At 71.8% G+C, this 11,115-nt stretch carries 10 protein-coding genes; 8 read left to right on the forward strand and 2 right to left on the reverse strand.

Going from position 1 to position 11,115, the window contains the following annotated elements; all coding sequences use genetic code 11:
• Positions 1-5: 5 nt before the first annotated feature.
• Positions 6-908, reverse strand: a complete 903-nt coding sequence (locus tag BJ969_RS16590; protein ID WP_184479808.1) for a LysR family transcriptional regulator — start codon at positions 906-908, stop codon at positions 6-8.
• 128 nt (positions 909-1,036) lie between these two features.
• Here BJ969_RS16590 and BJ969_RS16595 point away from each other — a divergent pair, with 128 nt between their 5' ends.
• Entirely contained in the window at positions 1,037-1,786 is a 750-nt protein-coding gene (locus tag BJ969_RS16595) for an SDR family NAD(P)-dependent oxidoreductase (protein ID WP_184479809.1), read from the forward strand.
• Positions 1,787-2,152: 366 nt separating this feature from the next.
• Complete coding sequence (locus BJ969_RS16600) at positions 2,153-3,043, forward strand: TIGR03619 family F420-dependent LLM class oxidoreductase (RefSeq protein WP_184479810.1); 891 nt, start codon at positions 2,153-2,155, stop codon at positions 3,041-3,043.
• Between the two features lie 57 nt (positions 3,044-3,100).
• Here the strand turns inward: BJ969_RS16600 and BJ969_RS16605 are convergent, their stop codons facing one another.
• Positions 3,101-4,303, reverse strand: a complete 1,203-nt coding sequence (locus tag BJ969_RS16605; RefSeq protein WP_184479811.1) for an RsbRD N-terminal domain-containing protein — start codon at positions 4,301-4,303, stop codon at positions 3,101-3,103.
• Positions 4,304-4,428: 125 nt separating this feature from the next.
• Here BJ969_RS16605 and BJ969_RS16610 point away from each other — a divergent pair, with 125 nt between their 5' ends.
• From BJ969_RS16610 to BJ969_RS16635, 6 genes are read left to right on the forward strand one after another with little or no spacing between them, the layout of a single operon-like run.
• The gene (locus BJ969_RS16610) at positions 4,429-5,445 is read left to right on the forward strand and encodes an NAD-dependent epimerase/dehydratase family protein (protein ID WP_184479812.1); all 1,017 of its coding nucleotides are present in this window, start codon (positions 4,429-4,431) and stop codon (positions 5,443-5,445) included.
• Positions 5,445-6,137, forward strand: a complete 693-nt coding sequence (locus BJ969_RS16615) for a DUF4286 family protein (protein ID WP_184479813.1) — start codon at positions 5,445-5,447, stop codon at positions 6,135-6,137. The genes BJ969_RS16610 and BJ969_RS16615 overlap by 1 nt, the downstream gene beginning before the upstream one ends.
• 19 nt (positions 6,138-6,156) lie before the next feature.
• On the forward strand, positions 6,157-6,993 hold the full coding sequence (locus tag BJ969_RS16620; protein ID WP_184479814.1) for a fumarylacetoacetate hydrolase family protein: 837 nt from the start codon (positions 6,157-6,159) through the stop codon (positions 6,991-6,993).
• A 52-nt stretch (positions 6,994-7,045) separates the two neighbouring features.
• Positions 7,046-8,326 (forward strand): MFS transporter, encoded by a 1,281-nt coding sequence (locus BJ969_RS16625; protein ID WP_184479815.1) that lies wholly within the window; start codon positions 7,046-7,048, stop codon positions 8,324-8,326.
• Positions 8,327-8,360: 34 nt separating this feature from the next.
• On the forward strand, positions 8,361-9,491 hold the full coding sequence (locus BJ969_RS16630) for a zinc-binding dehydrogenase (protein WP_221315849.1): 1,131 nt from the start codon (positions 8,361-8,363) through the stop codon (positions 9,489-9,491).
• A 28-nt stretch (positions 9,492-9,519) separates the two neighbouring features.
• Positions 9,520-11,052 (forward strand): CoA-acylating methylmalonate-semialdehyde dehydrogenase, encoded by a 1,533-nt coding sequence (locus tag BJ969_RS16635; protein ID WP_184479816.1) that lies wholly within the window; start codon positions 9,520-9,522, stop codon positions 11,050-11,052.
• The last annotated feature ends 63 nt before the right edge of the window (positions 11,053-11,115 follow it).

Raw genomic sequence — 11,115 nt, forward strand, 5'->3', positions numbered from 1 at the left:
TCGCCTCAACGCTTCGACGCGCTGACGTCGGCGCTCGGCCAGTCCTGCTGCCTCAACTGGTCCAGCAAGGCGATCTCGGCCCGGCCCGGTGAGCGGCGCACGCCCGCGAGCACCGGCTCCGACAGGGCGGGCCCCAGCGGACGGGTCAGCGGTTCGAACCCGGCGGGGATCGCCGACGACGGCGCGAGGGTGACACCGAGTCCTTCCGCGGCGAGCCGCACCGCGGTCGAGATCTGCGAGGCCCGGCCGACCGTCCGCGGGGCGAGGCCGCGATCGGCGAGCAGGCGCGCCAGGTACTCGTCGAGCTTGCTGGTCCGGCGGTAGCGCACCCAGCCCTCGTCGGCGAGATCCTCGAGGAGGAGCGGCTCGTCCCGGCCGAGCAGCGGGTGCCCTTCGGGCAGCACCGCGACGTACGACTCCCTGCCGAGTTCGTGGACGTCGAACAGGCATCCCGGCGGGATCTCGTGCACCAGGACCATGTCGAGCGTGCCCTGGCGCGCGAGCCGCTCCATGTCCGTGGGATCGGGCTCCTCGTGGAGGGTGACCTGCAGGCGGGGATGACGGCGGCGCAGCTCGCCGAGCGCGCGCGGCAGCCGGCGGGTCCCGAGCCCCAGGTAGACGGCGATGATCAGCTCGCCCGTCAGATCGCCGTCGGCGGCGCGGGCGGCGGTGAACGCGCGCCGGGACGCGGTCGTGGCGACCTCCGCCTCCGCCAGGAAGGCCCGGCCCGCCACCGTCGGCAGCATTCCCTGCGGGGTGCGCGCGAACAGGCGCACCCCGACCTGCTTCTCCAACGTGCCGATCTGCTGGGACAGCGACGGCTGCGCGAGCCCGAGCCGCTCGGCCGCCGCCGTGATGCTGCCCTCTTCTGCCACCGTCAGCGCGTACTCGTACTGCCGCAGGTTCATCCGGAGCCACCTCGCCGCATAGAGATTCTTCTATGCGGAGGATAGCGAACGACTCTTTGCGCCTATGTCTCGCCGTGCGTACCTTCTGGACCGCAAGCGTCAGTTCATGCAGGCAACAGGGAGTAAGAATGCGTCTCGCCGACAAGGTCGCGCTGGTCACGGGCGGAGGAGCAGGCCTCGGCCTGGCGGTGGCCGAGAGGTTCGCGGCCGAAGGTGCGCACGTCTACATCACGGGCCGCCGGAAGGACGTTCTCGAAGAGGCGGCGTCCTCGATCGGAGGGCGGGTCACCGCGGTCGTCGCGGACTCCACGTCGTCGAGCGATCTCGCCCGCCTCGCCGAGACCATCAGGAGCGAGAACGACCACCTCGACGTGCTCGTGGCCAATGCGGGCATGATCGAGCGAGCGGACTTCGGCGAGATCACCGAAGATCACGTCGACCGCACGTTCGACATCAACGCCCGCGGCACCATGTTCACCGTCCAGACGATGCTGCCGCTCATGCCGGCCGGCGGCTCGATCATCCTGGTCGGCTCGATCCAAGGGTTCAAGGGACTGCCCGGGTCGACCGCCTACAGCGCGGCGAAGGCGGCCGTGCGCTCCTACGCGCGGGTGTGGGCCGCCGAGTTCGGCGACCGTGGCCTGCGGGTCAACGTGCTGAGCCCCGGACCGTTCGACACGGCCATCATCGACGGGCAGGCCGAGTACTTCGGGCAGGACCCGGCGGCGCTGCGCGCCCAGATGGCCGCGCAGGTCCCCATGGGCCGCCTCGGGGACCCCCGCGAGCTCGCCGGAGCCGCGCTGTTCCTCGCTTCGGACGACAGCGGTTTCATGACCGGCGCGGAGCTCTGCGTGGACGGCGGCATGGCCCAGGTGTAGACGCCCTGCGGGCGGGGGGTTTCGGCTTGGCCTGCGTAGCTGGGCGGGTGGCGGAACCTCAGTGGCTTCCTCGCTGCGGGATCTTTTTCCCAAGTGGCTCCGCCACGAGGGAAAAAGCTGTCCTCGCGAGGAAGCCACTGAGAACCCGCGGCGTGCCAGTTGCTCTGGCGGTCGCTGCTCAGCGGCTTCGCCACTGACAAGACACAGATCAAAAGATCAGTCGGAAAGGTCCCCGTCAGGACGCTGAATCCGCGACGCACATCCCGACACCCGGCCCAGGACGTTCGCCGGAGCGCTGCTGGACGGAAGTCCGTGTGGAAGACAGTCTGGGGCGCAGGCGAAGATCCACGAGGGGTAGGAGCACGGGTGCGATTCGGCGTCAACATACTGAACTTCGGGCCGGGCACGGATCCGTCGACGCTGCTGGGGTGGGCCCGGTACGCGGAGGACCGCGGGTTCGGCTTCGCGATGATCTCCGACCACGTCGCGATCACTCCGGACGCGGCCGAACCGTACCCGGCGCCGTTCTACGACCCGTTCACCACGCTCGCCTGGCTCGCCGCGCAGACCGAGCGGATCGAGCTGGGCACGACGGTGACGATCATGCCGTACCGCCACCCGCTGCACACCGCGCGCGTGACCGCGAACCTCGACAGGTTCAGCGGCGGGCGGCTCCTGTTCGGCGCCGGGATCGGCTGGGCCCGCCAGGAGTACGAGGCGCTGGGCCTGCCGTTCGAACGCCGCGGCCGGATGACCGACGAGTACCTGGAGGTCCTGACTCGGGCGTGGACCGAGGAGACGCTGTCCTTCCACGGCGAGTTCGTCTCCTTCGACGACGTGTCCACCGGCCCGCTCCCGACCCGCCGTCCCCCGCTGTGGGTGGGCGGCAACGGTTCCGCGGCGATCCGCCGGGCGGTGCGGTTCGGCGACGCGTGGCACCCCTACAACCAGCGAGTCCCGTGGCTGCGTGACGAGGGCGTGCCCGCGCTGCTGCGCGCCGCCGAGGACGCGAGTCGCACGGCACCCGACTTCGCGCCGCGACTTCCGCTGCTGCTCACCGACTCCGAACTGGACGACGACGCTCGCTTGGCCGGTCAGGGCACGCTCGACCAGGTCCGCCGGGACCTGGACGTGCTCGCCGAGCTCGGCGCGACGCACGTCCTGTTCGACACCTATCCCGGCACGCCGGACGAGATGCGCCCGCAGGAGGCCGACCACCGGATCCTCGACGCCCTCGCCCCGCACGTCCTGGGCTGATCGCGCCGGACCGGTGGGGCCGCACGGGCCCGCCACACCGGGATCGGCCGCTCGGCGTCAGGGAGTCGGATCGGTCGCGCGGATCTTCCGCCAGCGCAGCGCCAAGGAGAACTCCAGGACGTCCGGGAAGCGCAGCGGGTCGAGGCCGGTGATCTCGCGAATGCGATGCAGGCGGTGGCCGATGGTGTTCAGGTGCACGAACAGCCGCCGCGCCGTCGCCGCCTGCGACAAGTGGTCGTCCGCCAACGCTTCCAGCGTCTCGATCAGGTACGGGTGCGGTTCGAGCGGCGCGATCCGGCTCGCGTGCAGGGCCTCCGCGGCGAGCGGGTCGGCGAGCAGCATCGTCTCGACGACGACGTCCCGGTAGTCGACGACCGGGACGCCCGTCCACGCCGGTGACGCCGACACCCGCAGCGACGCGAGCGCCTGCCTGCACGACTGGGCGGCGGTACGCAGCGAGGCGGTGGCCGTCCCGAGCCCGCAGGCCAGCGGCGCGGCCTGGCCGATCCCGGCCATCGCGGCAGCCAGGACCTGCTCCACCTGGTCCTGGCGGTCCCGCGTGCGCAGCAGGAGCACCAGCGTGTTGTTGAGCTCGCCGCAGATGACGTCGTCGACGTCGGATGCCAGCTGCCGCAGCAGGACCTGGCGCTGCGGCACCGCCGGCTCCCCCGAATCGCCCGGCCGCCCGCGCAGGGCCGCGGCCGTCCAGCAGCCGTCCTCGTCGACGTCGAGCAGCCGGACCCACCGGTCGAACCGGGTCGAGTCGCTGTCGATCCCGTCCGCCAGCGCCGCGACGACCTCGTTCTCCACCTGCCGCCGCGCCGCCTCGCGGGCGCTGGAGGTGTCCCGGTAGGAACCGATCATCGCGTCGGTCAGCTCGTCGAACACCGAGATGAGCAGCGCCGTGGCCCGGTTCGCCTCCTCGTGCGGCCACTCCCGCGACCGCTGCAGGAAGTCGAGCACGATCACGCGTTCGGTCTGCCGGTAGGCCTGGATGATCGATTCGAGCGGCACCGACTGATCGGCCCGAGCGGCGCCGAGAGCCCGCGCCGGTTCGAGTTCGGCGAGGGTCGGCCCCCGGCCCTGGCCGAGCGCGGCCACCGCGAGCTCGATGTTGGCTCGGATCGCCGGGTCGAGTTCCGACCGGTCGAACCGCTCCGGCTGGTAGCCGGGGTAGACGCCCCACATGCGCTCGGCGGCCTGCTCGACGAGCTCGTCGACGACGGGATCGTAGCGCCGAGGGGATTGGGAGGTCTTCACAACACGGCTCCGCTCACGTTGGGTATTTCTAGGATGGCCTGCGATGTTCACACAATGCGAGTGTGTGCTGAATCCCGGCGGCAGTCATGTCGCCGTCGATGCAGCCCACTCCTCGGAGGTCATCGATGACCGACATCGCCGTCTTGGAAGATTCGCTCACCAAGCCCACCCCCGACGTCGTCGAGGCGGTCGCTCGCCTCGACGGTGACATCGCCGTGCTGGGCGTGGGCGGGAAGGTCGGCCCCAGCGTCGCGGTGATGGCCGCCCGCGCGGTGGTCGAGGCGGGCGTGGACAAGACGGTGTTCGGCGTCGCCCGCTTCTCCGACCCGGCGGCCCGCGCCACTCTGGAGAAGTACGGCGTGCGGCCCGTCCCCGCGGACCTCACCGACGACGACCAGCTGGCGGCACTACCGGACGCCGCCAACGTCGTGTTCATGGCCGGGAACAAGTTCGGCACCGCGGGCAACGAGCACTTCACCTGGATGATGAACGCCTACCTGCCCGGACGGGTCGCGCAGCGCTTCCGGGACTCCCGGATCGTCGCGTTCTCCACGCTGGTGACCTATCCGCTCGTCGACGTCGCGACCGGCGGTTCCCGCGAGGCGGACTGGCCCGGACCGCTCGGCGAGTACGCCGCGTCCTGCGTCGGGCGCGAACGGATCTTCGAGCACTTCTCCCGCAAGAACGGGACGCCGCTGCTGCAGTTCCGCCTCGGGTACTCCATCGAGACCCGGTACGGGGTGCTGGCCGAGATCGCGCAGGCCGTGCACGACGGCGAGCCGATCCCGCTGGAGATGGGCCACGCGAGCGTGATCTGGCAGCGCGACGTGGCCGCCTACGCCCTGCGGTCGCTGCACCTGGCGACCTCCCCGCCGCGGCGGCTCAACATCACCGGGCCGGAGATCGTCTCGATCCGCCGGTTGGCGGAGCACTTCGGCGAGATCTTCGGGCGCGAGCCCCGGTTCGACGGCGTCGAATCGGGCAACGCCTACGTGATGGACGGGTCGGAGTTGCAGCGGGAGTTCGGGTTCCCCGGCACGACGCTGGCCGAGATGGTCGACGAGGTCGCCGCGTGGGTCGCCGAATCGGGCCCCACGATCGGCAAGCCCACCAAGTTCCAGCAGCGCGACGGGCTGTTCTGATGGGCGGCGACTTCACCTCGGTCACCGGGGCCGGGGCGATGCTCAACTGGATCACGATCGCCGACGGCGACCGCGAGCTCTTCGAGGACTGGTACAACTTCGAGCACCTGCCCGAGCGGGTCGAGATCCCCGGCTTCCGGCGCGCGCGCCGCTACGTCGCTCCCGGCGGGGCGCGCGACGGGCACACCGACTTCCTGACGATCTACGAGACCGACGACGTCGAGGTGCTCGCCTCCCCCGCCTACCTGCGCGCGCTCGACACCCCGACCGAGCTCACCCGCCGCGTCGTGCCACTGTTCGCGCGGTTCCGCCGCTCGACGTGCCGGATCACCGTCACCAGCGGCGCGGGCTCGACGGGCCGGTGCGTCGCCGTGGAGCTCGCCTCGGAACGCCTCGACGCGGCCCGGGACGAGCTGGCCGGAACCGTGCTGCCCGCGATGCGCGCCGCGCACCTGCTGCACGCCGCCTCGGTGTACGAACCGGACGCGGCGGTGGGGGCGGCCAAGGCCGCGACGAGCGAGGGGAAGGCGACGACGCAGCAGCAGGCGGCCGAATCCGCACTGCTGCTGCTCGAACCCCAGCCGGAGGTGCCGGCCGCTCGGCTGCTCGCCGAACTCGAACCGGTCCTCGGCCCCGCCCCGTCCACCGCGCGCGAGTTCACCCTGCTGTTCGAGCTGCGCTCCGCGTCCTGATCTCCGAGGAGGAGAAGCCATGAAGTTCGCATCCGTCCGAGGCCGGTCGGCCCTGATCACCGACGCCGGCCCGATCGACGTCGAGACGAGCAGCGGAGGCCGGTTCGGCTCCGATCCGCAGCGCGCGTTCGACGACTGGGACGCGTTCCGGGGGTGGGCCGCCGGGGCCTCGGGCGACGTGGTCGAGCACCGCCCGGAGGACTTCGGCGCGCCCGTCCCCCGGCCGCGCCAGATCTTCGGGGTCGGGCTGAACTACCGCCGCCACGCCGAGGAATCCGGCCTGCCCGTGCCCACCGAACCGCTGGTGTTCACCAAGTTCCCGAGCGCCGTCACCGGCCCGCGCGGCGACATCGCCCTCAGCGGCGACACCGTCGACTGGGAGGTGGAGCTGGTCGTCGTCATCGGCCGGGAGGCCCACCGGGTGCGGCGGGAGGACGCGTGGTCCTGCGTGGCGGGGTTGACCGCCGGTCAGGACATCTCCGACCGCACCGTGCAGCAGGCCGGGTCGCCGCCGCAGTTCAGCCTCGGCAAGTCCTTCCCCGGCTACGCCCCGATCGGGCCGGTGCTGGTCACCGCGGACGAGGTGGCCGACCCCGACGACCTGCGCGTGATGACCACCGTCGACGGCGAGGTCCGCCAGGACTCCCGCACCTCCGACCTCGTGTTCTCCGTCGCGGAGCTGATCGAGCGGCTGTCCGCCATCGTCACGCTGCTGCCCGGCGACCTGATCTTCACCGGCACCCCGGAAGGGGTCGGCCTCGGCCACCGCCCGCCGGTCTACCTGCGCGCGGGCCAGATCCTCGGCACCGAGATCGAGGGGATCGGCGCCATGCGGCACGTGCTCGTGCCGCGGTGATCCCCGCGACCCGCTCGTGCTCACCCTCCAATGACGAAGGGCCACACCGACCATGGGATTCTCATCGGGAGCCGCTCCCGAGCACCCCGCCGCGGTCACCGCCGCCACCGCCTACACCTCCCGCGAACGGCGCCTGATCCTCCTGTTCGCGATCGTCGGGGCGCTGATCGAGAGCATGGAGCTGAACCTGCTCAGCTTCCCGCTCACCGACCTCGCCGCCTCGTTCGCGGTGTCGACGCAATCGGTCGTCGGCGTGATCACCTTGCAGAGCCTCGCCTCCATCGCGGGCGGATTCCTGTTCGGCTGGATCGCCGACAGGTGGGGCCGCAAGGCCAGCTACGTGACGTTCACGGCGATGTACTCGATCGCCGCCGTCGTGGGCGGATTCGCGCAGGACTACACGACGTTCACGTTGACCCGCGCCATCGCGGGGCTGGCGATGGGCGGCGCGTTCGGCGTCATCTTCGCGATGTTCGCCGAGAGCTGGAAGTCGCGGAAGCGCGGATTCATGGGGGCCGTGCTCCAGGGCATGTTCATCGCCGGGACGCTGATCACCCAGCTCGTGCTCTACACGACGATCTCCGCGCTCGGCTCCGACGCGGGCTGGCGCACCGGGTTCGTCGCCATCGGCCTCGGCTGCCTGCTCATCGCGGGCACCGCCGCGCTGTGGCTGCCCGAGTCGAAGGTGTGGCTGGCCGCCAAGGACGAGGCCGGTGCCACCGCGGCGGCCCCCGTCCGGGCGAAGCCGGACTGGAGCGTGATCCGGGGCGCGGTGTTCTTGACCCTCACCACCACCGGCGTGTTCGCCGCCAGCTACTCCTACATCACGTTCGCGCCGACCTACCTGCGCGAAACGGCGGGTGTCTCGCTGACGGCGTCCACGATCATCCTCACCGTCGGCACCTTGCTGGGCATCGCGTCCTACGTGGTCGCGGGCACGCTGTCCGACCGGGTCGGACGGCGGCGGGCGACCCTCTACGCCTCGGTCGTCGGCGTGGCCGCGTTCGGCGCGTTCGCCTTCGCCGACATCGGCAGCCCTTCGGTGGCGGTCATCGCGCTGATGGGCCCGGCTATCGGCTACGCCGGTTTCGGGGTGCTGGGGACGTGGATCTCCGAGTTCTACCCCACCCGCTACCGGGCCTTCGGCAGCAACGCGACCTACTACGTCGCCCGCGGGCTCGGCTCGGGACTGTTCCCGCTCGGCGCGGTGGCCCTCGCCGGCGGGGACCTGCACATCGCCCTGGCGCTCGGCGGGGTCGGGGCGCTGGTCGGGCTCGTCGGCTGCCTGTTCGTCCAGGACACCGCCGACCGCGTCATCAGCGCCGGTTCCTGAGCGCGACGGCGTCCCCCACCGGAAAGGACTCACGATGCAGACCATGACCGCCGCCGTCTGGAGCGGCCCCACCGAACCGCTGCGCCTGGAGGAGATCGCGCGGCCCTCGCCCCGACGCGGTGAAGCCCTGGTGCGGGTCGTGGCCTGCGGGGTGTGCCACACGGACCTGCACGTCATGAAGGGCGAGGTCGGTTTCCCCGCACCGGCCGTGCTCGGTCACGAGATCTCCGGTCACGTCGTCGAAGCGGGACCGGACACCGAACTGCCCGCCGGGGTGGAGATCGGCGGCGCGGTGGTGGGCGCGTTCATCATGCCCTGCGGCGAGTGCGCCGCGTGCCGCGCGGGCCGCGACGACCTGTGCGGGCCGTTCTTCGCGCAGAACCGAGGGAAGGGCCGGCTGTTCGACGGCACGACCCGACTGCGGGGGCGCGACGGCGCGGACCTGGCGATGTACTCGATGGCGGGCCTGGCCGAGTACTGCGTCGTGCCGGTGACGGCGCTCGTGGCGCTGCCGGACTCGGTTCCCGCCGCGCAGGCCGCCATCCTCGGCTGCGCCGCGTTCACCGCGCACGGCGCCGTCGCCAACGCCGGGGGTGTCGCCGAAGGCGAAGCCGTCGCGGTCGTCGCCGTCGGCGGCGTCGGGTCGAGCATCGTGCAGCTGGCCAAGTCGCACGGCGCGAGCCCCGTCATCGCCGTCGACGTCGACGACGCCAAGCTCGCGGCCGTCCGGGACCTCGGCGCCGATCACGTGGTGAACTCCACGACCGAGGACGCCGTGGCGAAGGTGCGCGAGCTGACCGGCGGCGCGGGCGTCAGCGCGGTGTTCGAGGCGCTGGGCCTGCCGCAGACCTTCGAGCAGTCCGTGCGGATGCTCGCCGACGGCGGCCGGATGGTCGCCGTCGGCATCGGCTCCGGCGCGGCGAGCGCCCAGGTGGAGATCACCCCGCTGGTCCGCCGCGGACTGCGCATCATCGGTTCCTTCGGAGCGCGCACGCGGGAGGCGCTGCCCGCCGTCGTGGCCGAGGCCGTCGGCGGTGCCCTGTCGCTGGAGCGCACCGTCACCCGCACCTATCCGCTGGAGCGGGTCAACGAGGCGTTCGACGACCTGGCCGGCGGTCGCATCCCCGGCCGCGCCGTGATCACGATGGACGCTTCGCACAGCTGATCCGCAGACCACCCATCGAGAGGTTCCCATGGTCACCGCACCACCCCGCCGGGAGGACTCGGCAGGCACCGCCCGCACGCTGCACCACTGGTCCGGCGGGCAACGACTCGACGGCACCTCGGGGCGCTTCGCCGAGGTCACCAATCCGGCGACGGGCGCCGTCACCGCGCACCTCCCGCTGGCCGACGAGGACGAGGCCGCCGCCGTGATCGCGGCGGCGAAGGCCGCGTTCCCCGGCTGGCGGGACACCTCGCTGGCCAAGCGGGTGCAGGTCCTGTTCCGCTTCCGCGAACTGCTCAACGCCCGCTCCGGGGAGCTCGCCGAGCTCATCACCGCCGAGCACGGCAAGGTCCTGTCCGACGCCGCCGGCGAGGTCGCCCGCGGTCAGGAGGTCGTCGAGTTCGCCTGCGGCATGCCGCACCTGCTCAAAGGTTCCGCGACCGAGAACGCCTCCACGGGGGTCGACGTCCACTCGGTGCGCCAGCCCCTGGGCGTGACCGGGATCGTCAGCCCGTTCAACTTCCCGGCCATGGTGCCGATGTGGTTCTTCCCCATCGCGATCGCGGCGGGCAACACCGTGGTGCTCAAGCCGTCGGAGAAGGTGCCCTCGGCCGCGCTGTGGATGGCCGAGCTGTGGCGCGAGGCCGGTCTGCCAGACGGCGTGTTCAACGTCCTCAACGGGGACAAGACGGCCGTCGACGCACTGCTGACCAGCCCGGACGTCAAGTCCATCTCGTTCGTGGGCTCGACGCCGATCGCCCGCTACGTCTACGAGACCGCCACCGCCCACGGCAAGCGCGTGCAGGCCCTGGGCGGCGCGAAGAACCACATGGTCGTGCTCCCGGACGCCGACCTCGACCTCGCCGCCGACCAGGCGGTCAACGCCGGGTTCGGTTCCGCCGGTGAGCGCTGCATGGCCATCTCCGCGCTCGTCGCGGTCGGCGACATCGCCGACACCCTCGTGGCCAAGATCGCCGAACGGACGCGCGGGCTGCGCACCGGCGACGGCCGCCGCTCCTGCGACATGGGCCCGCTGATCACCCGCGCCTCCCGGGACCGGGTGGCGGGCTACGTCGACGGCGGCGAGGCCGACGGCGCCACCGTCGTCGTCGACGGCCGCGCGGGCGAGTTCGACGCCGACGGCGAGGGCTTCTTCGTCGGCCCCACGCTGCTCGACCACGTCCGCACCGACATGGGCGTCTACACCGACGAGATCTTCGGCCCGGTGCTCTCGGTGGTGCGGGTGCAGACCTACGAGCAGGCCGTCGACCTGATCAACGCCAACCCCTACGGCAACGGCACCGCGCTGTTCACCTGCGACGGCGGCGCCGCCCGCCGGTTCCAGAACGAGGTCGAGGTCGGCATGATCGGCGTCAACGTGCCGGTCCCGGTGCCGATGGCCTACTACAGCTTCGGCGGCTGGAAGAACTCGCTGTTCGGCGACACCCACGCGCACGGCACCGAGGGCGTGCACTTCTTCACCCGCGGCAAGGTCGTCACGACCCGCTGGCTCGACCCGAGCCACGCCGGGCTGAACCTGGGCTTCCCGCAGAACGGCTGAGCACGCCGCGAGGCGGGCGGTCCCAGGGCCCGGGACCGCCCGCTTCAGCTGCGGAGCCGGTCG

The organism is Saccharopolyspora gloriosae (assembly GCF_014203325.1).
Taxonomy (GTDB): Bacteria; Actinomycetota; Actinomycetes; order Mycobacteriales; family Pseudonocardiaceae; genus Saccharopolyspora_C; species Saccharopolyspora_C gloriosae.